At 57.8% G+C, this 23,755-nt stretch carries 24 protein-coding genes; 13 read left to right on the top strand and 11 right to left on the bottom strand.

Annotated features, from left to right (window positions below; translation table 11 throughout):
- Positions 1-102 precede the first annotated feature (102 nt).
- Complete coding sequence (gene punC, locus C4J90_RS07625) at positions 103-1,281, bottom strand: purine nucleoside transporter PunC (RefSeq protein WP_124414175.1); 1,179 nt, start codon at positions 1,279-1,281, stop codon at positions 103-105.
- Positions 1,282-1,403: 122 nt separating this feature from the next.
- On the opposite strand from punC, the gene punR reads away from it, so the two are divergent.
- On the top strand, positions 1,404-2,318 hold the full coding sequence (punR, locus tag C4J90_RS07620; protein WP_124414174.1) for a DNA-binding transcriptional activator PunR: 915 nt from the start codon (positions 1,404-1,406) through the stop codon (positions 2,316-2,318).
- 16 nt (positions 2,319-2,334) lie between these two features.
- On the opposite strand, the gene C4J90_RS07615 is transcribed toward punR, so the two are convergent.
- On the bottom strand, positions 2,335-3,504 hold the full coding sequence (locus C4J90_RS07615; protein ID WP_124414173.1) for an aspartate aminotransferase family protein: 1,170 nt from the start codon (positions 3,502-3,504) through the stop codon (positions 2,335-2,337).
- A 103-nt stretch (positions 3,505-3,607) separates the two neighbouring features.
- Between C4J90_RS07615 and C4J90_RS07610 the strand changes: the two genes are divergently transcribed.
- Positions 3,608-4,513: a LysR family transcriptional regulator gene (locus tag C4J90_RS07610; RefSeq protein WP_124361837.1), complete on the top strand. Its 906-nt coding sequence runs from the start codon at positions 3,608-3,610 to the stop codon at positions 4,511-4,513.
- Here C4J90_RS07610 and C4J90_RS07605 read toward each other — a convergent pair.
- A complete protein-coding gene (locus C4J90_RS07605) occupies positions 4,510-5,133 on the bottom strand; it encodes an HAD family phosphatase (protein ID WP_124419536.1) in 624 nt (207 codons plus the stop codon). The two genes, C4J90_RS07610 and C4J90_RS07605, sit on opposite strands and share 4 nt — an antisense overlap.
- Positions 5,134-5,343: 210 nt before the next feature.
- On the opposite strand from C4J90_RS07605, the gene C4J90_RS07600 reads away from it, so the two are divergent.
- Positions 5,344-6,546: an anthrax toxin-like adenylyl cyclase domain-containing protein gene (locus tag C4J90_RS07600; RefSeq protein WP_124414172.1), complete on the top strand. Its 1,203-nt coding sequence runs from the start codon at positions 5,344-5,346 to the stop codon at positions 6,544-6,546.
- Positions 6,547-6,606: 60 nt separating this feature from the next.
- Here the strand turns inward: C4J90_RS07600 and fabV are convergent, their stop codons facing one another.
- The gene (fabV, locus tag C4J90_RS07595; RefSeq protein ID WP_124419535.1) at positions 6,607-7,812 is read right to left on the bottom strand and encodes an enoyl-ACP reductase FabV; all 1,206 of its coding nucleotides are present in this window, start codon (positions 7,810-7,812) and stop codon (positions 6,607-6,609) included.
- Positions 7,813-8,085: 273 nt separating this feature from the next.
- On the opposite strand from fabV, the gene C4J90_RS07590 reads away from it, so the two are divergent.
- The 4 genes from C4J90_RS07590 (at position 8,086) to C4J90_RS07575 (ending at position 11,252) form a co-directional block, all read left to right on the top strand.
- Positions 8,086-8,910, top strand: coding sequence for an aspartyl/asparaginyl beta-hydroxylase domain-containing protein (locus C4J90_RS07590; RefSeq protein ID WP_124419534.1), 825 nt, complete (start codon positions 8,086-8,088; stop codon positions 8,908-8,910).
- A gap of 148 nt (positions 8,911-9,058) precedes the next feature.
- Positions 9,059-10,432 (top strand): nucleotide 5'-monophosphate nucleosidase PpnN, encoded by a 1,374-nt coding sequence (gene ppnN / locus C4J90_RS07585; RefSeq protein WP_124361832.1) that lies wholly within the window; start codon positions 9,059-9,061, stop codon positions 10,430-10,432.
- A 170-nt stretch (positions 10,433-10,602) separates the two neighbouring features.
- On the top strand, positions 10,603-10,860 hold the full coding sequence (locus tag C4J90_RS07580; RefSeq protein WP_124366304.1) for an AbrB/MazE/SpoVT family DNA-binding domain-containing protein: 258 nt from the start codon (positions 10,603-10,605) through the stop codon (positions 10,858-10,860).
- On the top strand, positions 10,857-11,252 hold the full coding sequence (locus C4J90_RS07575) for a PIN domain-containing protein (protein ID WP_124419533.1): 396 nt from the start codon (positions 10,857-10,859) through the stop codon (positions 11,250-11,252). Before C4J90_RS07580 ends, C4J90_RS07575 begins: the two co-directional genes overlap by 4 nt.
- A 27-nt stretch (positions 11,253-11,279) precedes the next feature.
- Here C4J90_RS07575 and C4J90_RS07570 read toward each other — a convergent pair whose 3' ends face one another.
- Both C4J90_RS07570 and C4J90_RS07565 read right to left on the bottom strand, forming a co-directional pair.
- Entirely contained in the window at positions 11,280-11,609 is a 330-nt protein-coding gene (locus C4J90_RS07570; RefSeq protein ID WP_124361829.1) for a YXWGXW repeat-containing protein, read from the bottom strand.
- A 132-nt stretch (positions 11,610-11,741) separates the two neighbouring features.
- A complete protein-coding gene (locus C4J90_RS07565; protein ID WP_124419532.1) occupies positions 11,742-12,641 on the bottom strand; it encodes a DMT family transporter in 900 nt (299 codons plus the stop codon).
- A 97-nt stretch (positions 12,642-12,738) separates the two neighbouring features.
- On the opposite strand from C4J90_RS07565, the gene C4J90_RS07560 reads away from it, so the two are divergent.
- Complete coding sequence (locus tag C4J90_RS07560) at positions 12,739-13,575, top strand: LysR family transcriptional regulator (protein WP_124361827.1); 837 nt, start codon at positions 12,739-12,741, stop codon at positions 13,573-13,575.
- Positions 13,576-13,638: 63 nt separating this feature from the next.
- Here the strand turns inward: C4J90_RS07560 and mqo are convergent, their stop codons facing one another.
- Positions 13,639-15,285 carry a malate dehydrogenase (quinone) gene (gene mqo / locus C4J90_RS07555; RefSeq protein WP_124409328.1) on the bottom strand — a complete coding sequence of 549 codons (1,647 nt, stop codon included), beginning with the start codon at positions 15,283-15,285 and terminating at the stop codon, positions 13,639-13,641.
- A 482-nt stretch (positions 15,286-15,767) separates the two neighbouring features.
- Between mqo and C4J90_RS07550 the strand changes: the two genes are divergently transcribed.
- Positions 15,768-16,955: an MFS transporter gene (locus tag C4J90_RS07550; protein WP_124419531.1), complete on the top strand. Its 1,188-nt coding sequence runs from the start codon at positions 15,768-15,770 to the stop codon at positions 16,953-16,955.
- 100 nt (positions 16,956-17,055) lie between these two features.
- Here C4J90_RS07550 and C4J90_RS27015 read toward each other — a convergent pair whose 3' ends face one another.
- The gene (locus tag C4J90_RS27015; protein ID WP_124419530.1) at positions 17,056-17,274 is read right to left on the bottom strand and encodes a hypothetical protein; all 219 of its coding nucleotides are present in this window, start codon (positions 17,272-17,274) and stop codon (positions 17,056-17,058) included.
- A gap of 146 nt (positions 17,275-17,420) precedes the next feature.
- The gene (locus C4J90_RS07540; protein WP_124419529.1) at positions 17,421-17,786 is read right to left on the bottom strand and encodes a DUF6124 family protein; all 366 of its coding nucleotides are present in this window, start codon (positions 17,784-17,786) and stop codon (positions 17,421-17,423) included.
- Between the two features lie 483 nt (positions 17,787-18,269).
- On the opposite strand from C4J90_RS07540, the gene C4J90_RS07535 reads away from it, so the two are divergent.
- Together C4J90_RS07535 and C4J90_RS07530 are read left to right on the top strand one after the other, a co-directional pair.
- The gene (locus tag C4J90_RS07535) at positions 18,270-19,439 is read left to right on the top strand and encodes an AAA family ATPase (RefSeq protein ID WP_124419528.1); all 1,170 of its coding nucleotides are present in this window, start codon (positions 18,270-18,272) and stop codon (positions 19,437-19,439) included.
- Between the two features lie 194 nt (positions 19,440-19,633).
- Positions 19,634-20,188 carry an HNH endonuclease gene (locus C4J90_RS07530; protein WP_218567460.1) on the top strand — a complete coding sequence of 185 codons (555 nt, stop codon included), beginning with the start codon at positions 19,634-19,636 and terminating at the stop codon, positions 20,186-20,188.
- A gap of 452 nt (positions 20,189-20,640) precedes the next feature.
- Here C4J90_RS07530 and C4J90_RS07525 read toward each other — a convergent pair whose 3' ends face one another.
- Together C4J90_RS07525 and C4J90_RS27360 are read right to left on the bottom strand one after the other, a co-directional pair.
- Positions 20,641-20,949 carry a BrnA antitoxin family protein gene (locus C4J90_RS07525; protein ID WP_124419527.1) on the bottom strand — a complete coding sequence of 103 codons (309 nt, stop codon included), beginning with the start codon at positions 20,947-20,949 and terminating at the stop codon, positions 20,641-20,643.
- Entirely contained in the window at positions 20,927-21,055 is a 129-nt protein-coding gene (locus C4J90_RS27360; protein ID WP_218567114.1) for a BrnT family toxin, read from the bottom strand. Before C4J90_RS27360 ends, C4J90_RS07525 begins: the two co-directional genes overlap by 23 nt.
- Before the next feature lie 290 nt (positions 21,056-21,345).
- On the opposite strand from C4J90_RS27360, the gene dusA reads away from it, so the two are divergent.
- Together dusA and tal are read left to right on the top strand one after the other, a co-directional pair.
- The gene (dusA, locus tag C4J90_RS07515) at positions 21,346-22,332 is read left to right on the top strand and encodes a tRNA dihydrouridine(20/20a) synthase DusA (RefSeq protein ID WP_124419526.1); all 987 of its coding nucleotides are present in this window, start codon (positions 21,346-21,348) and stop codon (positions 22,330-22,332) included.
- Between the two features lie 331 nt (positions 22,333-22,663).
- Positions 22,664-23,590 (top strand): transaldolase, encoded by a 927-nt coding sequence (gene tal / locus C4J90_RS07510; protein ID WP_124361819.1) that lies wholly within the window; start codon positions 22,664-22,666, stop codon positions 23,588-23,590.
- Positions 23,591-23,755 lie beyond the last annotated feature (165 nt).

Raw genomic sequence — 23,755 nt, 5'->3', positions numbered from 1 at the left:
GGGGGCTTGCTCCCGATAGCAGTGGGTCAGCTAGCCTAGCTGGCACTGATACACCGCTATCGGGGGCAAGCCCCCTCCCACATTTTTGACCGTACTGTCAGTTCATGCGCTTGCAAGTTTTGAACGCCGAGCCTTCGGTCGCGCCAGCCAATAACCCAGCACAGCGAGCGGCGCGGTCGCCAGCATCACAATTACCGTAATCAACAACGGCTGCTCGATCATGGAGGACACCAACAAGCTGGCAAGAAAGCACAAGCCCAACTGCAGGGTATTTTGCAGCGCCGCCGCCTTGCCGGAATTTTCCGCAAAGGGCATCAGCGCATTCGCTACCACGATCGGATAGCTGGCACCGTTGCACAGCGCCATCAGGCAGAACGGAATCAGCAAGGTAGTAAGGGTCGGCACGGTCAGGGTTGCAACCAGATACAGCGCCACCATGCTCAGGCAGTAGAACGCGAGCAGCCACGGCAGCAGGGTCTTGCCCGGCAAACGTTGCAAGGCGCTGCGGCAACTGTAGCCGCCGACCAGAAACGCCAGGGTCGGCAACACGTAGCTGAGGCCGATGTCATTCGGGCTGTAACCCATGCCGCCAAGGATAAATGGCGAAGCGGTCAACCAGGCAAAGAAACTGGCGGAGCAGGCGGCAAATATCATGACGTTGCCGGTAAATACCCGTGAAGTGAGCAGCTGTGCATAGCCCAGGCGCACCGGTGCGTCCGTCTGGCGCTTCGGCGCGCTGCGCAGGAACACGGTCGGCAGCAGCAAGAGCAGCGACACGCCCAGCAATACGCCGAAAATCGCCTGCCAGCCAAAGTGATTCAACACCATCGCGCCCAACAGCGGCGCCAGGGCCGGCGATAGCGACATCAGCGGCATGATGCTGGCAAACACGCGGTGCGCCTTGTCGGCCGGGTAGCGATCAATCACCAGCGCCTGCCAACTCACGGCGGCGGAACACACACCGATCGCCTGGATAAAACGCAGCGCCCACAGCTGCGGCGCGGTCTGCACCCAGAACATGCCCAGGCACCCCAGTACAAACAGGCTCAGCCCCGTAAGCAGCACCGGCTTGCGCCCGAGCCGGTCGGACAACGGCCCCCACAGCAACTGCCCTAGCGCAAACCCGGCGAGGAAAATACTCAAGCTGGCGCCGACGGCCCCGGCGCCAATCTGCAACTGCGCGCCCATGGCGCCAAACGCCGGCAAATACATGTCCATGGCGAGATAACCGAGCATGCTCAGCCCCGCCAGATACCAAGTGAAACCAAAAGAATTTTTCATTGAAGCCTTGTAGATCCTGCCATCAAACTATTTGCTGACTGGCGCCCATTATGAAGCTGACAGTTTCCCTGTGAAGCGATAATAATTGGACACTCTTATCAATAATTTTGAAGGCAGCCGCCATGTGGTCCGAATACTCCCTGGATGTGGTCGATGCCGTCGCACGCCACGGCAGCTTCAGTGCCGCCGCTCAGGAACTGCATCGCGTACCGTCGGCCATCAGCTATACGGTGCGTCAACTCGAGGAATGGCTGGCGGTGCCGCTGTTCATACGGCGCCACCGTGACGTGGAGCTGACGCCCGCCGGCCGGCTGTTTATAGACGAAGCCCGTGGCGTAATGAAAAAAATGCTCGGCACACGGCGCTTGTGCCAGCAGGTGGCCAATGGCTGGAGCGGGCAATTGAAGGTGGCAGTGGATTCCATCGTCAAGCCGCAGCGCTGTCGGCAACTGGTGCTGGATTTTTATCGACAGTTCCCCGAAGTGGAATTGCTGCTGGAGTACGAGGTGTACAACGGCGTGTGGGACGCCCTGGCGGATGAGCGCACCGACATTGTGATCGGCGCCACCAGCGCGGTGCCGGTGGCCAGCCACTTCACATTCCGCGACATGGGCCTGTTGAACTGGCTGTGCGTGGTCAGCGCCAGGCATCCCTTGGCGGCGATAGAAGGCCTGCTCAGTGACGATCAACTTCGCCCATATGCATCCCTGTGCATGACCGACACCTCACGCAACCTGCCCAAGCGCGATACCTGGACCCTGGATAACCAGCGGCGCCTGGTGGTGCCCAACTGGTCCTCGGCGCTCGATTGCCTGCGTGATGGCTTGTGCGTCGGCATGGCCCCGGCGCATCAGGTGCTGCCATGGATCGAGCGCGGTGAGCTGGTGGCGCTGCAACTGCACCGGCCCTTCCCTGCCAGCCCCTCGTGCGTGGCGTGGGCGCAGAACAAACTGTCGCCGGCGATGACGTGGTTGTTGGAATACCTGGGAGATACCGAAACCATGAACCAGGAATGGCTGAACGGGAGTGACCTTTAAAGGTTTTGATCGGGTTTTACTCAAGTAAACGGGTGATCGCCCGTACGATCATCTCGACTTCCTTGGCATCCAGCGTCAGCGGTGGCAGCAGGCGGATGATCTTGCCGCGCGTCACGTTAATCAGCAGCCCATGCTCCTGCGCCGCACGCTGGGCCAGATCGCGATACGGGCGAGCCAGTTCGATGCCGATCATCAGGCCCTGCCCCCGAATCGCCACTACCTGCGGATGCTCGCTCAATTCCACCCGCAACCGCGCCAGCAGCCGTGCACCTTGTTGCGCAGCGTTATGCAGCAAGCCTTGCTCTTCAATGATGTTCAGCACCGTGCAGCCCACCCGGCAGGCCAAGGGGTTGCCGCCAAAGGTGCTGCCGTGACTGCCGGGGGTAAACAACTGGCCGACGGCGGCCCGGGCCAGGCAGGCGCCAATGGGTACGCCGTTGCCGAGGCCTTTGGCCAGGGTCATCACGTCCGGGGTAATGCCCTCGTGCTGGAAGGCAAACCAGGCGCCGGTGCGGCCGATGCCGGTCTGGATTTCATCCAGCATCATCAGCCAGCCGTGGCGCGTGCAGTGATCGCGCAGGGCTTTCAGGTAGCCGGGCGGCGCGGGCAACACGCCACTTTCGCCCTGGATCGGTTCCAGCAGCACGGCCGCTATACGTGTGCCGAATTGGTCAGTAATGGCTTCGAGGGCCACCAGATCGCCAAACCCGACTTTGAGAAAATCCCCCGGCAAACGCTGGAAACCCAGGCGCACCGAGGGCCCGTCACTGGCCGCCATGGTGCCGAGGGTACGCCCGTGGAAGGCGTTCTCCATCACCACCACCAAGGGCTCTTCAATGCCTTTTTTCCAGCCATACAAGCGTGCCAGTTTCAGCGCCGTCTCGTTGGCTTCGGCGCCGGAGTTGTTGAAGAACGCGCAGTCCAGGCCGGATAGCTGAGCCAGGCGCCGGGCCAGCTGCTGCTGCCAATCGATGCTGTAGAGGTTGGAGGTGTGCAGCAGCAGGCCCGCTTGCTCACGGATCGCCGCCACCAGCCTTGGGTGGGAGTGGCCCACATTCGTCACCGCCACACCGGCCACCGCGTCGAGGTATTCACGGCCCTGCTGGTCCCACAGGCGCGTACCCAGGCCACGGGTGAAGCTCAGGGCCAAAGGTTGATACGTGGTCATCAGGCAGGCGGCGGTCATGGTGGCAAGCTCCAGTGCATCGTGAGGATGAGTGCAGTATCGTTAGCCACCCGTGCTGGATAAACTGCGCATTCCTGCAATGACTTTGAACCAGGGCTTGATAATGGATGTGTTCCAGGCAATGTCGGTGTACGTGAAAGTCGTGGAGACCGGCAGCATGACCGCAGCCGCACAGGAATGCGGAATGTCGACCACCATGGTCGGCAATCACCTACGCGCGCTGGAGCAGCGCCTGGGGGTCAGCCTGCTCAAGCGCACCACGCGCAAACAAAGCCTCACGGAATTCGGCGGGGAGTATTACCAGCGCTGCCTTGAGGTGCTCGGGCTGGTGGCCGACTCCGAACTGCTGGCGGAGCAGATCCACAGCGAAACGCCCAAAGGCTGCCTGCGTATTACCGTGCCACCGGTATTCGGCAGCGAACGCCTGGTGCCGGCCTTGAGCGAATTTTCCCAGCGCTACCCGCAGATCGACCTGTACGTGGTGCTGAGCAATGAGCGGATGGACTTGGTCGACAGCGGCTTCGACGTGGCAATCCGTCTCGGCGACTTGGGAACCTCCAGCCTGATCGCCCGGCCACTGCAGGATTACACCCTGACCCTCTGCGCGTCGCCTGATTACCTGGCGCGACGCGGCACGCCGTCGACGCCCGATGACTTGCGGCACCACAACTGCCTGGCGTTCGCCTATCCGGCGAACGACAACTGGCGCGACACCGACAAGCTGTGGCGCATGACCGACGAGGACGGCGAGGTAGAGGTTCCGGTCTCCGGCTCATTGACCATCAACAGCTCGCAGGGCTTGCGCCAGGCGGCCGTCAATGGGATGGGCATCAGCATGCTGGCCGATGCCCTGGTGCAGCAGGACCTGGAGAGCGGCAAGTTGGTAGCCTTGCTGACCAGCTATCAACTGTCCAGCCGCCCCATGCATCTGCTGTATCGCCAAGACCGTTACCGCTTGCCCAAGCTGCGCGCCTTCGTCGACTTTGCCATGGAGAAGTGGGCGCGCTAGAAGCCCACCCCCAACTCGTGCAGACGTGCGGCGGTACGCTCGGCCGACACATGGTGAATCCCCTGCCAACCAAGAGCGACGGCCGCTTCGACATTACTGGCAACGTCATCGATGAACACCACTTCACCAGGCTGGACATCCGGCAAATGGGCGCGCACCTGATCGAGGCTGGCATGGTAGATCGCCGGGTCAGGCTTGACCAGTTTCACTTGGCCCGATACGACGATATCGCGGAAAACCTGGAGGAACGGGTAGTGTTCGCGGGCATAGGGGAAGGTTTCCGCCGACCAGTTGGTCAGCCCGAACAGCGGCATATTCGCTTGATGCAACGCAGTGAGAATTGCGACACCTTCGGGCAACTCACCACGCAACATCTCGTGCCAGCGCTCGTAATAAGCCTGGATCAGGCGCTGATGTTCGGGGTGTTGCTCAATCAGGTGGCGGGTGGCTTCGGCGAGGGTGCGGCCAGCATCCTGTTCGGTGTTCCAGGCCTGGGTGCAGATATTGTCGAGAAACCATTGCCGCTCCTGCTCATCGGCAATGAGCTCGCGGTACAGATGTTGCGGGTTCCAGTCAAACAACACACCGCCGAAATCAAACACGACTGCACGAATCGTCATGGGTCCTCCTGTTTGCGCACATGGATGACGCAGTCTTGCATGCCGGAGCAAACAGCAAAAGGTAAGCCACGGTAGGACCGTTCTGAAAAGTGAAACGCCCACTCAAATCGCCGAAAGCATCGTTTAAGGTGAGCTTCGCTCTCAGGGAAATCCATGACTGAAAGGAATCATCAATACGGTCGCAAAAAAACGTGACGTAGAGGTATTCCAATGATTGCCATGATTACCGCTGTAACATCACCTTCTGCGCTCAGTCTGGAAGTACTGCAACGCAACCAGGCGCTTGTGCAGGCCAGCACTACGTCGGAGGTCGATGCCCCGCATGCACTGATCGACCAGGCAAAAGCGCGAACCGGAATAGTGTCGAGCCACCTCGCCCCCTTGCAACGGATAGCGGCAGCTACCAACTCCATCATCGGCATACGCCCGGTCGAATCCGTGGCCACAGGGCTGATAGAAGCCGGGCACCCCACCAAGGACTTTCATATCAAAGGCAAAAGTGCCAATTGGGGGCCACAGTCCGGCTTGATCTGTACGGACCAGGCATTTAGCAAGCTCGAACAGTTCGCGCACAAATCACCGGAAACAGTGGCTAACGCCAACGCGAAGATCCTGGACTGCATCGAGCAAGGCCATGCAGTCCCGATCCCCTTGAAACTCTCGCGTCATCGCATTGACGAGCTGGTAAAACTTGGCCAAATCACTGGGCTGGCAGCTCGCGGAGGTGATGGCACGCTGCAATTGAGCGCTCGCGGGCCAAGTCGGCAGCATTATGCATTCCAAGCCCATCCCGCCACGCCTGGCGACGACAACTATCTGATTACGCACAACGGCAAGGTGCTGCACGTGCTGGCCAAGCAGCTAGAGGGCAAGGCCTTGACCGCCGACTATGACCTGCACATGATCGCGCCTCACCTAAGTGACTTTGGCGCCCAGGATAAGCTGCCGGTACCCGATATCGCCCACAGTGTCTTCAGGGATCGGGTTAGCCACTACCAGCAAGTTCCACGGGAGTTATCGGCGGACTTTGAAAATGCCGCTCATTTCTACCACAAGGAAAACCCCGATCTCGGCAATATCACGCCGCGAATAGAGGAAATGATCGGAATCATCAATCGAAAGCTGGTCGGCGACGCGGAGCGGGTGGTCCATCACAATGCAGACTCAGGCAGCCCTGCGACGGACGTGGCAGCAAACTACCCGGCGACTTTCTTCCTGCCGGCAAAGCTAGGTAGATTCGATGAGATCAGTATCATCCATGACAGCAGGGAAATGGCTGAGCTGATAAAGACCGCCAAGGACAGCGGTTATCACGTGCCGCTCAATCCGCTATGGGAGAAGGAGGTGGTGAATGTGAGGCGGTCAGACTTCACCCTGGCAAAACAGCGCCTGTCTGGTTCCAGGCAAGCCTGACAGCTGAGCAGCAAAAAGCGGCTTGATAAGTCGATTATCAAGCCGCCACAGTGATAGCGCTTATGCCTGGACCAGACCGTTGATCTTGACGGTCGGGTTCACGTCCGCGTCGTAGTCCACGCCGTCGACTTCAAAACCGAACAAACGCAGGAACTCAGCCTTGTAACCGGCGAAATCGCTGATTTCGTTAACGTTGTCGTCAGTCACCTGGTTCCACAGCGCGGCCACGGCGTCCTGGACCTTCGGCTCCAGCTCGGCCAGGTCGGCGCGCAGGCGGCCGTCAGCATCGAGCTTGGGCTCTTTGCCGTACAGGCTGTCCCTGAACAGGCCGTAGACCTGCTCGATGCAGCCTTCGTGGGTGCCCTGCTCTTTCATCACCTTGAACAGCAGCGACAGGTACAGCGGCATGATCGGAATCGCCGAGCTGGCCTGGGTAACCACGGCCTTGAGTACCGACACGCGGGCATCGCCCTTGAGCGCAGCGAGGTTGTCGCGCAGGGTCAGGACTTTCTTGTCGAGGTCTTTCTTGGCTTCGCCGATGGAACCGTTCCAGTAGATGTCCTGGGTCAGCTTCTCACCGAGGTAGGTGAACGCGGTGGTCTTGGCGCCTTCAGCCAGTACATCGGCGTCACGCAGGGCGTCGATCCACAGCTGCCAGTCCTCACCGCCCATCACTTTGACGGTGCCGTCGATTTCTTCCTGGGTGGCAGGCTCCAGGGTGGTGTCGACCACGACGCCCTTGTCGGTGTTGATACCGCGCAGGGTCACGGCCTTGCCGATCGGCTTGAGGGTGGAAGTGTGCACCACGCCTTGCGGGTCGGTACGGCGTGGCGCGGCCAGGCTGTAGACCACCAGGTCGATCTTGCCCAGGTCTTTCTTGATGGTGTCGATGGTCAGGCGCTTGATCTCATCGGAAAACGCGTCGCCGTTGATGCTCTTGGCGTACAGGCCTTTTTCCACGGCAAACTTCTCGAACGCCGCGCTGTTGTACCAGCCAGCGGAGCTCAGCTTGCCTTCTTCGCCTTCTTTTTCAAAAAACACGCCCAGGGTGTCGGCACCGCAGCCAAACGCGGCACTGATGCGCGCGGCCAGGCCGTAACCAGTGGAAGCGCCGAGGACCAGCACCTTCTTTGGACCGCCTTCGATGGCGCCGCTTTTAGATACGCAGCTAGTTACGTAGTCGATCTGCTCTTTGACGTTCGCTTCACAGCCAACAGGGTGAGCGGTCACACAGATAAAGCCACGAACCCGCGGTTTGATGATCATAAAATTCTGCCTCTTCCAAGGTGCCGAAGGCCAATGTTGGCCATTCAACTTCAATCGTACCGGTCTATGACGTCCGAAAAACCGAAGCGTCACGATAGTCGCAAATCTTCCGTTCTCAAAATTCAATCCACCCAAACCCGCTTGCCTCTGGGGCCAGTTACAAATTGTGCAGCGACTTCACAATTTTCGAACTATTTAAAACGCCTGCGCGCGCCATAAAGCTCTATCATGACGAAATTGTTTCATTATGTTTCAGGCCTGGAGCCGCGTTTCATGAGCAAAAATGCCGTGGGTAAAAAGCTGATATCCCTCGCCTGGGTGCTCGGCGTTTTACTGTTTATCGCCTGTTTTCCGCGCACCAGCCTGGCGTTTTTACTGCTGGTGGTGGTTTGCGGTCTGTATGACTTCATGCGTAATGGCCTGTATGACCGCGCTACCTTCAAGAAATATTTCATCGGCAACGGCCGCAACACCTGGATCCTGGCGCCGTTCAACACCCTGTTCGACCTGCTGAGCCGCCGCAACCGTCATGTCTACACCCTGGACGACCTGCCGCCCGCCTGGCGCGAAGATCTGCAACAGGTCATCGACGACGCCATGGCCCGCAAGGAAGAAATCATCAGCTACCTGGACGCACGCATGGCCGAGAAGAAACGCGGCATGTTGTTTTTCCAGTGGTACGGTCGTCCGATCGAAACCGCCCTGGACATCCCGCAACTGCGCAGGAAACTGCCATTCGTGAAGACGATCGGCGTGTCGGTGTTCAACGAGAATCGCTCGACGTCCTTCCATTTCGGCCCGTTGCGCATGATGTTCCGCGTGCTCTACAACATGGCGCCGGCGCCGCATCACGAGGGTGTGTATATCCAGGTGGGCAAGCACAAGCACTATTGGCACGACGATCCGCTGTTCATCTTCGATGACACGCTGATGCATGCGTCCTTTAACAAGAACGATGCGAAACGTTACTGCCTGTTCATCGATATTGTGCGACCGACCCCGGTGCCCTCCGTGTTGAACGCCGTGATCTCGGGGTTTGCCGGCCTGGTGTTCACCCTGCGTCGGGTTTTCTACAAAAACTGGAAGCTGATCCAGTAAGTTCTGCGGCATGATGGTGCTGGACGGTATTTGCACTCGGCCTTGTGCGTGAGGTAAATAACCGTCTCGTGCGACCGTATACGGCGCGCCTCATTCTCAAGCCATTGCGCCTTTACGGATGCGATGGCTGTGCTTTCAAGGAATCAGAATGCCCCAACGTCAAGTGATCAATGCCTCCGTCAGCCCCAAGGGCAGCCTCGAAACCCTGTCCCAACGTGAAGTCCAGCAACTGAGTGAAGCCGGCAGCGGCAGCATCTACGCCCTGTTCCGCCAATGCGCCCTGGCGATCCTCAACACCGGCGCGCATATCGATAACGCCAAGACCATCCTCGACGCCTACAAAGACTTCGAAGTGCGTATCCACCAGCAGGACCGCGGCGTGCGCCTGGAGCTGCTCAACGCCCCGGCCGATGCCTTCGTCGATGGCGAAATGATCGCCAGCACCCGCGAAATGCTGTTCAGCGCCTTGCGTGACATCGTCTACACCGAGAACGAGCTGGACAGCCAGCGCATCGACCTGAGCAACTCCCAAGGCATCACCGACTACGTGTTTCATCTGCTGCGCAACGCCCGTACGCTGCGCGCGGGTGTCGAACCCAAGATCGTCGTGTGCTGGGGCGGCCACTCCATCAACACCGAAGAATACAAATACACCAAGAAGGTCGGCCACGAACTGGGCTTGCGCAGCCTCGACGTGTGCACCGGCTGCGGCCCCGGCGTGATGAAAGGTCCGATGAAAGGCGCGACTATTTCCCACGCCAAACAGCGCATCACCGGCGGCCGCTACCTGGGCCTGACCGAGCCAGGCATCATCGCCGCCGAAGCGCCCAACCCGATCGTCAACGAGCTGGTCATCCTGCCGGACATCGAGAAACGCCTCGAAGCCTTCGTGCGCGTCGGTCACGGCATCATCATCTTCCCTGGCGGCGCCGGTACGGCCGAGGAATTTCTCTACCTGCTGGGCATCCTGATGCACCCGGACAACCGCGACCTGCCGTTCCCGGTCGTGCTGACCGGGCCCAAACATGCGGCGCCTTACTTGGAACAACTGCATGCGTTCGTCGGCGCGACCCTCGGCGAAGCGGCGCAGAAGCATTACCAGATCATCATCGACGACCCGGCCGAAGTCGCGCGCCAGATGACCGCAGGGCTCAAGGCGGTCAAACAGTTCCGTCGCGAGCGCAACGACGCATTCCACTTCAACTGGCTGTTGAAGATCGACGAAGGCTTCCAGCGCCCCTTCGACCCGACCCACGAAAACATGGCCAGCCTGCAACTGACCCATGCGCTGCCGCCCCATGAACTGGCGGCCAACCTGCGTCGCGCGTTCTCGGGGATTGTGGCGGGTAATGTGAAGGACAAAGGCATTCGTTTGATCGAAGAAAAGGGCCCGTACGAAATCCACGGCGACCCGGCGATCATGAAACCACTGGATGAATTGCTAAAGGCCTTCGTCGCCCAGCACCGGATGAAATTGCCGGGCGGAGCAGCGTATGTGCCGTGTTACCGCGTGGTGCAGTGAGCCAGCGGCGAGCCGTCATAGTTTGTATCGGTTTGGCGCGTGATCACAGGTGTGAGGATCGAGAGTTCGGACTAGGGTTTTAGTACCGACTCATCCACTTCTGCGAGCACCCTGTGGACCAACGGATATTGTCCTCGATCACTCCTTACACTAGGGTAAGGAGCATCACGATGGAGGTCTTCACTATGGCAACCGCCACACTTACTTCAAAAGGACAAATCACCATCCCTGTCCAGGTCAGGACGGCCCTCGGCCTGGAAACAGGCGACCGGGTGGAATTCGTCGAAATGGAAGACGGCAAGTTTTCCATGATCGCCGCGAGTAAAACCGTCACCGACCTCAAGGGGCTGATTCGCAAGCCTGCCACTGCCGTGTCCATCGAGGACATGAACCGGGCCATCGCGGCACAGGGAGCAAACGCGGGATGATCGGCCTGGATACCAACGTGCTGGTGCGCTATGTCACCCAGGATGAGCCCGTTCAATCCGCCAAGGCGTCGCGACTGATCGAGTCATTGACCGCCGCGTCACCGGGCTTTGTCAGCCTGGTGACCCTGGTGGAATTGGTGTGGGTGCTGCAGGCCTGCTACCAATCGGCCAAAAGCGATGTGGTGATGGTGCTGGAAACCCTGTTGCATACGCGCGAGCTCACTGTCGAGCACGCCGATGTCGTCTGGCAGGCACTGCGCAAGTTCGTTGCGAACAAAGCAGACTTCGCCGACTGCCTGATCGAACGCTGCGCCCACGCGGCCGGCTGCGAGTACACCGCCACCTTCGACCTGAATGCGGTCAAGGCAGCGGGCATGAAACGGATCGGCTAGGCCGTCTTTTGGGGAGAGGCCGCTCGGTCAGCGAACCCAGCCACCGCCCTGCCAATGATAACCATCGTTGCGCTGCACCCAATGCGGATGCACATAGCGATAGCCCACGCGTACCGGCTCCCAATGGCCGTGCACCGCTACATAGCGCCCACCTTCCCAACGCCAGTAACCGCGTGACCAGATATAACCTTCGCGTACCGCCGGCTCGACTTCGATCACCTGCACCGGCGGCGGTTGCGGCGCCACGACTTCCACATACTCACGTTGTACCGGCCGGCGTTCATGCACGACGCGTTCTTGAACACACCCGGATGCCGCGACGACCACCGCCGCCATTGCCGCATAACGTAGCAACATACAAAACCCTCGGGCGTTAACGCCCTGTACCTGCATCAGAAAGAAATCCCCTGTGTTCCAGCCGGGCTCCTGCCTGGGCTTGAGTTATTTTTTAACAGGAGATGTCTGTCAGATTGCTGAACCCTCAAGGCCTCAGGTCGTGCAGGCGACGGTCGGTCGCTTCAGGCGCAATAACAGTAACCCGGCAATCACTACGGCAATGCCGGCATAGGTCGAAACATGGATTTCGTCGCCGAACATCAGCGCCGCCCATACCAGGGTGACCGGGGGCTCCAGATAGACCAACGCTGCAACCCGGGTAGCCGTCATTACGCGCAGCAGCCGCCAGAGGCTCAAGTAGGCGGCAAAGGTGGAAAACACCGTCAGCCACACAATCGAAACCAGTACGTCGGCGTTATAGGGAATGCTCAAGGTATCGGTATAAAGCACCGCGCCGGTGAAGCCGATCAACGTCAGCAGCGATTGGATAAACAGCGGCATGAGCAAGCCGGCCTGCTTGCTCTGCTGCGAACGGCGCTCGTACAAGGTCGCCAGCGTCAGCCCCAGCGCCGCCACCAGTGGCAGCCCATACATGGCCAGGCCAACCTCTTCGCCACCATTGCTGTACTGCCCGGCGATCACGATCGCTACGCCTGCAAAGCTGACCATGAGCCCCACCCATTGCCAGCCGCCGCTGCGCTCAGTTGCACTGCCTGTCGACAATGCAGCGGTCATCAACGGCTGCAACGCCGCGATGATCGCCGCAATGCCCGGCGGCAAGCCGTTCTGGATCGCCACATAGAGGCAGCTCAGGTACAGAAACTGCGACAGGCAGCCGATGATGGCGTAATGGCGAATCTGCGCCCAGGTCACCTTCAGCAACCTGACGTTCAAGAACGCTCCCAGGCACAGCGATACCAACAAAAATCGCCAGAACAGCAGGTTGAACGCACCGCTGCCTTGTGTGCCCAACTTCGCGCCGATATAGCCCGAACTCCATGACAGAACAAACGCCCCTTGCAAGAGCAGCAATCCCAGGGTTGATCGCTTCATGCAGCCTCCAGCCTGTGTAGTTGACTTCAAGGCTAGGGAAGGAGGACTCTTCTGTATATTTGAATAACCTGCATTACCAATCCGCATTAGTAGAACTATGGCCAAACAACTGAATATCGATCTGTTGCGCACCTTTCACGCCGTCGCACGCTTTGGCCGCTTCAACGAGGCGGCCGAACATGTGCACCGCAGCGCGTCCACCGTGACGACGCAGATTCAGAAGCTGGAAGACCAGGTCGGCCAACGCTTGTTCAGCCGCAGTAACCAGGGCGTGGATCTGACGCTGTACGGCAGGAAACTGCTGGGCGAAACCACCGAATTCCTCAAAAGCCATGACCGCCTGCTGATCTCGCTGATGCCCCAGCGCATGCAGGGCAAGATCCGCCTGGGCGTGCCCGACACCTACGCACCTGCCTTTATGCACACATTCCTGCCGGGGCTGATCGCCGACAACCCGCTGCTGGAACTGGAAATCGAGGCGCGGACCAGTGGCGAACTGTTGAATCTGTTCACGGCAAACCAGTTGGACCTGGTCATCACCGTCAGTGCGCACCCACTGGCACAGGGTGAGCGCCTGGGGCCTGTGCAACCGCTGTGGGTCGCCGCCGAGCAGTTCAGTTACCCACCCAACGCGCCGCTGCCGATCACCGTGCCTATCGCCGGTTGCCCGTACCGCGCGGCGGCGTTACAGGCGCTGAAAGATCACGGGATTTACCATCGCGTATTGCTGGAAAGCCCTAACTCATCGGCGGTAGAAGCTTGCGTGCGCAGCGGCGTAGCCGTGGGCCTGATGGAGGAGAGCCGCATGGGCGAAGGGCTGAGGCAAATCACGCAACTGCCGGCCCTCCCCGCACAGCATCTGTATCTGCTGTGCGACACCGCTAACGCGCTGGCCCTGCATCTGTACGAGCAAGTCAGGCACTTCAGGGTCTGAACGCAGCGCACAAAAAAGCCCGCTGACCGTCACCGGTTCAGCGGGCTTTTGCTTACGCGTAGCTTACAGCGCCAGATCAGACGCCGGCTTGCCTGGCTCAGCCGCAGGCTTGGCAGCCTCGGTGGCCTGTGGAGCCGTCAGTTGCGGAATCGCTGGCGGTGGGGTCAGTTGCAGCACACCGGCGGTGTAGGCCCATTCCTTGGCAACCGCTTCAGGGCTGTCGTTCAGTTTGGTGCCGTAGCTTGGCACGATCTGGTGCAGTTTTTCCTGCCAGGCCGGGCTGGCAACCTTGTCCTTGAACACCTTTTGCAGCACGGTCAGCATGATCGGAGCCGCGGTGGACGCGCCTGGCGATGCACCCAGCAGGCCGGCAATGGAGTTGTCGGCGGAGCTGACCACTTCGGTGCCGAGTTTCAGGACGCCGCCCTGCTCTTCGTCACGCTTGATGATCTGCACACGCTGGCCGGCTTGCCACAGGCGCCAGTCGGACTGCTTGGCGTTCGGGAAGTACTCTTGCAGCGCCTTGAAGCGGTCGTCATCCGACAGCATCAGTTGGCCGGCGAGGTACTCGACCAGCGGGTATTCACGAATACCGACTTTGGTCATTGGCCAGATGTTGTGGGTGGTGGTGCTGGTCAGCAGGTCCAGGTACGAGCCTTCTTTCAGGAACTTGGTGGAGAAGGTCGCGAATGGGCCAAACAGGATCACGCGCTTGCCATCCAGCACGCGGGTGTCCAGGTGCGGAACCGACATTGGCGGCGAACCGACCGATGCCTTGCCGTAGGCCTTAGCCAGGTGCTGCTCGGCGATGGTCGGGTTATCGGTGACCAGGAACGAACCACCCACCGGGAAGCCGGCGTATTCCTTGGCTTCCGGAATACCGGATTTTTGCAGCAGGTGCAGGGCACCGCCGCCGGCGCCGATGAACACGAACTTGGCGTCGGTTTCAGTCTTGGTGCCATCTTTGAGGTTTTTGTAGCTCACACGCCACGAACCGTCTTCGTTACGGGTGATGTCCTGCACTTCGCTCGACAGTTTCAGGTCGAACTTAGGAGTGGTCTGCAGGTGGGCAACGAACTGGCGGGTGATCTCGCCGAAGTTCACGTCGGTGCCGATCGGGGTCCAGGTGGCCGCGATTTTCTGGTTCGGGTCACGCCCTTCCATCATCAGCGGAACCCACTTGGCGATCTGGGCCGGGTCTTCGGAGTACTGCATGCCGGCGAACAGCGGGCTCGCCTTCAGCGCTTCGTAGCGTTTTTTCAGGAACTTGATGTTGTCATCGCCCCACACGAAGCTCATGTGCGGAGTGGAGTTGATGAACGAACGCGGGTTCTTCAACACGCCCTGCTGAACCTGCCAGGACCAGAACTGACGGGAAATCTGGAACGCTTCGTTGATCTCGACCGCTTTGGGGATCTCAACATTGCCGTTCTTGTCTTCCGGGGTGTAGTTCAGCTCAGCCAGTGCCGAGTGACCGGTACCGGCGTTGTTCCAGCCGTTGGAGCTTTCTTCGGCCACGCCATCGAGGCGCTCGACCATTTCCATCGACCAGCCCGGTTCCAGCTCGTTGAGCCAGACACCCAGGGTTGCACTCATGATGCCGCCGCCGATCAGCAGCACATCGACTTTCTTTGCCTCTTCCGCGTGAACGGACGTGATCCCCATCGACAAAGCCAGCCCCAGCAGGGCAGTGTTTACTTTCTTAAACATCAGTAGCACCTATGATAAAACGCCATCCGCCCTACCGCCCCTGATCATGGGTGACCCTCGATCACGCTACGCCAGGCAACGTACCGCGGGGCCTACACATTCACATGAGGACTGCAGGGTGGGCACACAAGGCCGATGGATCGACCTCACTGTTATGTCCCTTCTGCGCTGACTTCTTATCATTATTGGCTTCAGCTACCTGGGCGACAGCCAACCGCTGGGACGTATACGGGTGTACGCACCAGGGAAAGACTAGACCAAGACGGCGCGCAGAATATCACGCCAAACCGCGTTTATGCGCCGTTTGGCCAATTGACACCTTTAAATCGCAGGTTTTATCGCGCAGGTGTCAAGGCAGCCAGCCGCGACCTGGGGTCACAGGCCTGGAACTCTCATGCGCCTGGCTGTTCTAGACACCCTCACCGTCCCATGCGTAGCATCGGCGATTGTCTTTCGTACACCTCATCCAAACAGAGCCATTCATGTCTACCCACCCAACACCCGGGCACGTCCTGCCCGCGCGCAATGCCGCCAAAATGGAAGCGGCCATGGCCGTGGGCGCTTTCGCAATCGGCACCGGCGAATTCGCCATCATGGGCCTGATGCCCGACATCGCCCAGAACCTGGGCTTGAGCGAGCCGCAGGTCGGCCACGCCATCAGCGCCTACGCCCTGGGCGTGATGGTCGGCGCCCCGCTGCTGGCCATCCTCGGCGCCAAGCTGCTGCGCAAACACATGCTGTTGCTGCTGATGGGCCTCTACGCCCTGGGCAACCTCGCCACCGCCTTCACCCCCACCTTCGGCTCGCTGGTGGCCTTCCGCTTTATCAGCGGCCTGCCCCACGGCGCCTACTTCGGCATCGCCGCCGTGGTTGCCTCCAGCATGGTGCCCAGCGACAAACGCGCCGGCGCCGTGGCCCGAGTGATGATGGGCCTGACCTTGGCCATGCTGCTCGGCAACCCCATCGCCACCTTCCTCGGCCAACACCTGGGCTGGCGCTCGGCGTTCGCCCTGGTCAGCGTGATCGCCCTGTGCACCATCGCTCTGGTCTGGCAATTCGTGCCCCATCGCCACGATGAAGAACGCAGTGACCCGCGCAAGGAACTGCGCGCCTTCACCAAACCGCAAGTGTGGATGGCGCTGTCCATCGGCGCGATCGGGTTTGCCGGCATGTTCTGCGTGTTCAGCTACCTGGCGCCAACCATGCTGGAAGTGACCAAGGTTTCACCGCAATGGATCCCCTTCGGCCTCGCCGCGTTTGGCATGGGCGGCATCATCGGCAACATCGCCGGCGGCAAACTGTTTGATCGCATGCAATTTCGCGCGGTGGGCTGGATTCTGGTGTGGTCGATGGCCGTACTGATCTTCTTCACCTTCGCCGCCAGTTCGCTGTGGAGCGTACTGCTGGGCATCGGCCTGGTCGGCACCATGATCGCCCTGGCGGCGCCGTTGCAAATCCGCCTGATGGACATCGCCCACGAAGCCCCGAGTTTGGCGGCAGCGTCCAACCACGCCGCCTTCAACCTGGCGAACGCGCTGGGGCCATGGTTTGGCGGGATGGCAATCACGGCAGGGTTTGGCTGGACCAGCACCGGCTACATCGGCGCGGTGACGGCCCTGATCGGATTGGGCATTTACTTGATCGCCCGCCGCATGAAGGGTGGCAACTAACGCCACACGTTTCGCGCCGATCATAGATCCAATGTGGGAGGGGGCTTGCCCCCGATAGCAATAGGCCAGTCAATACACCAATAACTGCCCCACCACCCCATCAATCATCATGCAACAACCCCGCCCCATACTCCCCATAACTACTCCCCAGCCCACTGCCACCAAAATTCATCTTGGCGGCTTTGCTGGGGCTGTGGTCACCAAATGCCTGGCACCCGCCTGAAAAGCACGGGTCACTGCTCACGGCGGGTGAAGATGAACAAGCGCTCAACAACAACGTGCCGGTGATCATCACGACTTTGACGAGGTTCGAAATCATGGTCTCAGTTCCCTGTGGGCTGGAGGTGCTGGGGTCCTCGCTTGCAGGGAATCGTAGACCTCAACGGCGCGGGGAATTATGAAACTTCGCTGCGAGACAGCATGAGTTCAGGTTGCCGCCTTGGGGTAAGGCGGCAGGGTTGGTTGTCAGGCTTTGACTGGTTTGATTACAGGCGCAACTTGTTCTTGGGCTCGGTCTACGAGCAATGCGCTCAACTCGATTAACTGCTGGATGCCCAGGGCGATGGCGCGTTGGGAGTCGTCTAGGTCGAAAGCTAGAGTGGCGGCCATTTCGTTGGCGGATGCGAGGTTTTCGGCGGCGTTGGCCAGGAGGGTTTCGGGGTCGAGGGTTGGGTTGACGAGGAAGAGGTTGTTGCTTAGGGGTATGAAGGCGGTAGCGCCGTCGGATGGGGGAAGATGATGCTCGACGGCTCGATGAGCTGCGGCTTGGAGCTTGTGATTGACGGAAGAAGTGCCTTGATCACTAGCAGAATTGCGTGCGTTGTTGTGCATGGCGATGCTCCAAAAATGGTAGGGAGTTAAAACGCCTTAGCAATACGGACTTCCACCTCCGGCCGCTGGGTTTTCAGCGGCTTGACGAGGTTAGCTATGGGTGGTCCGAGGGGCAAGCCCGAGAAAGCGTGGGATATTTCCCAGAAATCCTGACCTATTCCCAGATATCGCTCTATCGCTTAATGCATTGCACCGATGATGGGGGTGAACGACTGATCCTGAAGACCAAGTATTCCTTACCCTACAGAGCCGAATTGAAAGCTGCGTACCACTTTACCAACCCTACTTCCTCTCGGTAGCGCCATGCCCATTACGACAGGCAGCAACCGGCCAGAAGAGGTCAAGCAGAGTCGGAGGTTCGGTTCAATGCTCGCAGCTGAGTGCGCTCGCCGCGACGTGATGGCATGATTGAGATAGGCCGGATAGCGCTGGCGACAGACGGTGGTGAGAATCCGTAATAGATGAATTCAATAGGATTTATGGATGAAGATCAAACAGATCCACATTAACTGTGTTGGCGGTATCGATGACCTTGATTTAATATTCGACGATCACATGAATATTATAAGCGGTCCTAATGGGATCGGAAAAACAACCATTCTTGAGAGCGTCGCCCAGGCATTTGCTGGCTATGAAAGCAATCTCTTAAAGCGAATGGTAAGCTCTGAGTGTGGTACCGTTACCACTTACGTTGATTCGGGCAATGGTCAAATCGAAAAGCAGACTTATAACATCTCTCAATTCAGCCCAAGAAAAAATGAAAACACACAGCCCTTTGAACACTATATAAAACATCTTATCTCTTTGAAGGTTGCTCGCACATTCACTTACGTCGCGTTGGACGCTGTTTCTCGGGACGCAGATAGAAACCCATACAACACATCCAATAGCAACAAGAATGGCGTAAATTTGACCGAAGTAAAAAGCTGGTTTGTTAATCGATATCTCTATTCAGCTCATCCGGGTGCCCTTACAGATATACGAATGCATAATTTCGAAAGAGCGAAAACATTTTTTTCATTATTGAATAGTGAATATCGGTTCAGCAGGGTAGATGCCGGAACTAACGAGATAATGGTAAACACCCCCACCGGAGAAATCTACTATGAATATCTTTCTTCCGGATTCAAGTCATGTCTTTCGATACTATTCGGAATCGTAAAAGAAATCGAATTTCGCTTTGCAGAATCAGATATAAAACTGGATGAGTTCGAAGGTGTAATTCTGATCGACGAGTTAGAACTGCATCTACATCCAGAATGGCAGGCCAAAATCTCTACGATTTTGGCCCAAGCTTTTCCAAATGCTCAATTCATAACTACAACCCACAGCCCGCATATTATACAGGCAGCAATGCCTAATCAGGTAGTCGCTCTACATCATACAAACGGGAAGATTCAGAGAAAGTCACTCCCGTCGAGTGAGTATGGTTATCAGGGCTGGACGGTGGAAGAGGTTTTAACAGATGTGATGGGGCTCGGCGATACCCGCACAGATGTGTACCAAGACGCTATCCAGAGTTTTCAGCGAGCCGTAGATGAAGACAACTATAAAGGCGGGATTTTAGCATTCGAAAAACTTGAAAAGCTTCTGCACCCAGAAAACAACCTTAGGAAGCTTCTGTCGTTCCAGCTTGGTGCAATTAAGGGGTAAAATAATTGATAAAATTGGAGCGACAACTTAAGCCTGCATATCTATCTACGTCAACTGTTACTGATTTGACAGAAAAATTTAAGAGAGATGGTAGTAGCGTATGAAACCACCCACAAATAAAAGCCCCGTTATTGGCCTCAAGCTACGGAAAATGTGCATTTTGCGAGTGTTCTCTATCAGATGAAAGCAAGTATATGGAAGTTGAACATTTCAAGTACAAAAACGTATACAAAGACTGCGTGGTCGATTGGAGCAATTTGCTCCCATCCTGTAAAAGGTGCAACATCGCCAAAGGTATACATGATGTAGACACAGACCCAATAGTCAACCCCTATGATGTTGACCCAAGGAATCATCTTTCCTTCAAGCTCTATCAATTCAAAGGGAAAGACAAAGTTGGAAAATCAACCATCGAAGCTCTCGATCTAAATAACTCAGATCGATTAGTATTCAAGCGATTTGAGGTTGGCGAGCAAGTTTCTAGGTCTGTACGTGTTGCCACTGACAGGCTAGAGGCCTACAAACTATCGAAAACTGCTGTACGAAAGAACAAGCTACTTAACATAGTGGAAACCATTCTTAACGAGTGCCAACCCAAAGCAACTTACGCAGCCACCACCGCGACAGTAGCTTTAAATGATGAGGACTTCATAGAGATCATAAACCAACTCCAAGCACTTAACTTATGGGAAGATTATCTTGAGGTCAAACTCTCGGCAGCACAAAATATTGCTTTCCAACAACCTTAGTGATTGACGACATCAACGCGCTCTACCTATAGATTTATATTCCGCAATTTATAAAGCCTCACCTCTGAAATTTTTAAGTTGCAGAATATACCTGGTAAAATTTGATTTACTCCTGGGTATTTTCGGGATTCTTATCGCTAGGATAGGCCGTAAATAGGCGTCTATTGGTCGATTCTGCCCGTCGCGACCGTCAGCTTTGGGTCGATTGCAATGGAAGAGTACCGATCCGAGTCCGCCTCAATGGTCCTACACCGGGTGGTGTGGGGACTCTATGTCTGAACCGATAACGAAAATGCTGCCGCCCACGAATGGGCCACCAACGCCATACAGCGGCACTACAACAAGGAAAAGTGTACGGATTTATTTTTACCATTACCGAGACAAAACTAACCAGCAGGCAGCAAAAAGCCGCCTCACCGGCGGCTAATTATTTTGGCAATAATCTCTGGCGACTAAGCTTTCAATTCATCCGGCGTATGCGTCTTGAGCCAGTCAGCCAAGGCTGCATTCATTCGCGTTTGCCAACCCGGCCCAGAAGCCCTGAATTTCTCCAGCACCTCTGCATCAAAACGAACATTCACGTGTTCTTTAGGCGCTGCCGACTTTGGCCGGCCACGCTTTGGCTTGAGCATTTCCTTCGCCTGAGCCTTGCCAAACAACGCCGCAAGCACTTCGCTGGCTGGTTTGGACTTGGCAAAGTCCTCGGACGACCATTCGGGGTTTGCCGTATCGACCATTTCAGGACTGGGTTTCTTGGTCATGATTTTTGACCTCCCGTTTGTTGGCTTTACGAAAGCTGATGACGTGGACCGCGTCACCCCGTGGGGTAAACACTACGACATGCAGCCGATCCCCTATGTATCCCACCGCCCGATAACGACACTCGCTGCAGTCGAATCGATCATCCTCCCCGGATCAAGGCCGTAGGCCATTCAAAGTCTCGCAGCAGCGCAAATGGAAGACTACGCTCTGAAACGTTGCGAGCGTCTCTCGCCGAGATCTTAAGTCGCCAACACAAGGTTTACGTCGAAACCCTAACCGGCACGCGCTCCAGGTGTCACTGGAGATTAAGTAACTAGCCGTGAGAACCCGCCAAGTACCTGGCAAGCATCCCTGATAAACTGCGCCCCATTCACCTCGCTAACTCAGATTCCCTCATGCCCCTACAACCTGCCCCACTCTCCCGCCGCTTCTCCGTCGCCCCCATGATGGACTGGACCGACCGCCACTGCCGGTACTTCCTACGCCTGCTCTCCAAGCACACCCTGCTCTACACCGAGATGGTCACCACTGGCGCTATCCTCCACGGCGACCACGAGCGCTTCCTGCGTCACAACGAAGCCGAGCACCCGCTTGCGCTCCAGCTAGGCGGCAGTGTTCCCGCCGATCTAGCCGCCTGCGCGCGTATGGCCGAGGCCGCCGGTTACGATGAAGTGAACTTGAACGTCGGCTGCCCCAGCGATCGTGTGCAGAACAACATGATCGGCGCGATCCTCATGGCGCACCCTGCCCTGGTTGCGGACTGTGTGAAGGCGATGCGCGATGCGGTGTCGATTCCGGTGACGGTGAAGCACCGTATTGGCATCAATGGCCGGGACAGTTATGCCGAGCTGTGTGATTTTGTCGGCACGGTGAAGGACGCGGGTTGCACCAGTTTTACCGTGCATGCGCGGATTGCGATTCTGGAGGGGTTGTCGCCGAAGGAGAATCGCGATATTCCGCCATTGCGCTATGACGTGGCGGCGCAGTTGAAGCAGGATTTCCCGGCGCTTGAGATTATTCTCAACGGTGGGATCAAGACGTTGGAGCAGTGCCAGGAGCATTTGCAGACGTTTGATGGGGTGATGCTGGGGCGGGAGGCTTATCACAATCCGTATCTGTTGGCGGAGGTGGATCAGCGGTTGTTTGGCAGTGAGGCGCCGGTGATTGGTCGGGCGGAGGCGTTGGCGCAGTTGCGGCCTTATATTGCTGAGCATTTGGCCAGTGGTGGGACGATGCATCACATTACTCGGCATGTGTTGGGGTTGGGCACGGGTTTTCCGGGGGCGCGCAGGTTCAGGCAGTTGTTGTCGGTGGATATTCATAAGGCGGCGGACCCGTTGGCGTTGCTGGATCAGGCTGGGGAGTTGTTGGAAGGGCGGTGACTGGGTAGCTGATGGGCTTTTGTAGGAGCGAGCTTGCTCGCGAGAAATCCATAGCCGCCGCGCTTATTCAGAACGCACGCGTTATCGTTGACGTTTTTCGCGAGCAAGCTCGCTCCTACATTATTTGGGGCAGGCCCAGTGGCTATGAAGGCGCTATCGAGCAGTTGGGTTGAACCTGCCACCGATTCTGCCCTCCTATTGAGCAGTACGACCGCCATTCATACGGCTGTTTTCAGGTTGTTGCCCTCGCAAACGACCTAACGCATTTGCGCCCTTGAGCGCCTGCCAGCGCTCGGGTAATGTCATCAGACCCACAGGACAGAGCACGCCCATGACTTCCAAGCTGGAACAACTCAAGCAATTCACCACCGTCGTAGCCGATACCGGCGATTTTTCTACCCTCGCCAAGCTCAAGCCGCAAGACGCGACCACTAACCCTTCTCTGCTGCTCAAGGCTTCGTCGATCGCAGGCTACGCCAAGCTGCTGGATGAATGTGTGCAGGACTGCAACGGTGACGTGGGCCTGGCCAGTGACCGTTTCGCAGTGGCGGTTGGCCAGGAGATCCTTAAAGTCGTACCGGGCCGTATTTCCACTGAGGTGGACGCCCGCTTGTCGTTTGACGAAGACGCGATACTCAAGCGTGCGCACCGTCTGATCGATCTGTACGACAAGGCCGGTGTTAGCCGTGACCGTGTGCTGATCAAGATCGCGTCCACCTGGGAAGGTATTCGCGCAGCGGAAAAACTGGAAAAAGAAGGCATCCAGACCAACCTGACGCTGCTGTTCTCGTTCGCCCAGGCCGTGGCGTGCGCTGAAGCAGGTGTGTTCCTGATTTCGCCGTTCGTGGGCCGTATCTACGATTGGTACAAGAAGGCCAACGGCAACGACTACACCGGTTCCGATGACCCGGGCGTGCAGTCGGTGACGCGCATCTACAACTACTACAAGGCCAATGGCTACAAGACCGTGGTGATGGGTGCGAGCTTCCGTAACCTGAGCCAAATCGAAGAATTGGCCGGGTGTGACCGCCTGACCATCAGCCCGGATTTGCTGGAGAAGCTGGCGGCCGATGAAGGCAAGCTGGAGCGCAAGTTGGCGCCAGGGCACGCCGGTGAAGCGCGGGTGCATATGACTGAAGCGCAGTTCCGTTGGGAATCCAACGAAGATGCGATGGCGACTGAGAAGCTGGCGGAGGGGATTCGTCAGTTTGCTCGGGATCAGGAGAAGCTGGAGGCGTTGTTGTCGGCCAAGCTGTAAAAGCGTAGGCGGCAAAAAGGGCGGCACCTTGGTGGGTGCCGCCCTTTTTTGTGGGCGCAGGTTTCAAGCCTGTCGCAGGTCAAACTGTGGGAGGGGGCTTGCTCCCGATGGCAGAGTGTCAGTCAGCTTTTTCATAACTGACACACCGCTATCGGGGGCAAGCCC

The organism is Pseudomonas sp. R2-60-08W, from assembly GCF_003852335.1.
In the GTDB taxonomy this organism is placed as follows: Bacteria; Pseudomonadota; Gammaproteobacteria; order Pseudomonadales; family Pseudomonadaceae; genus Aquipseudomonas.
The sequence above is the reverse complement of the archived record's forward strand: the minus strand, read 5'-3'. Positions and strand labels throughout refer to the sequence as shown.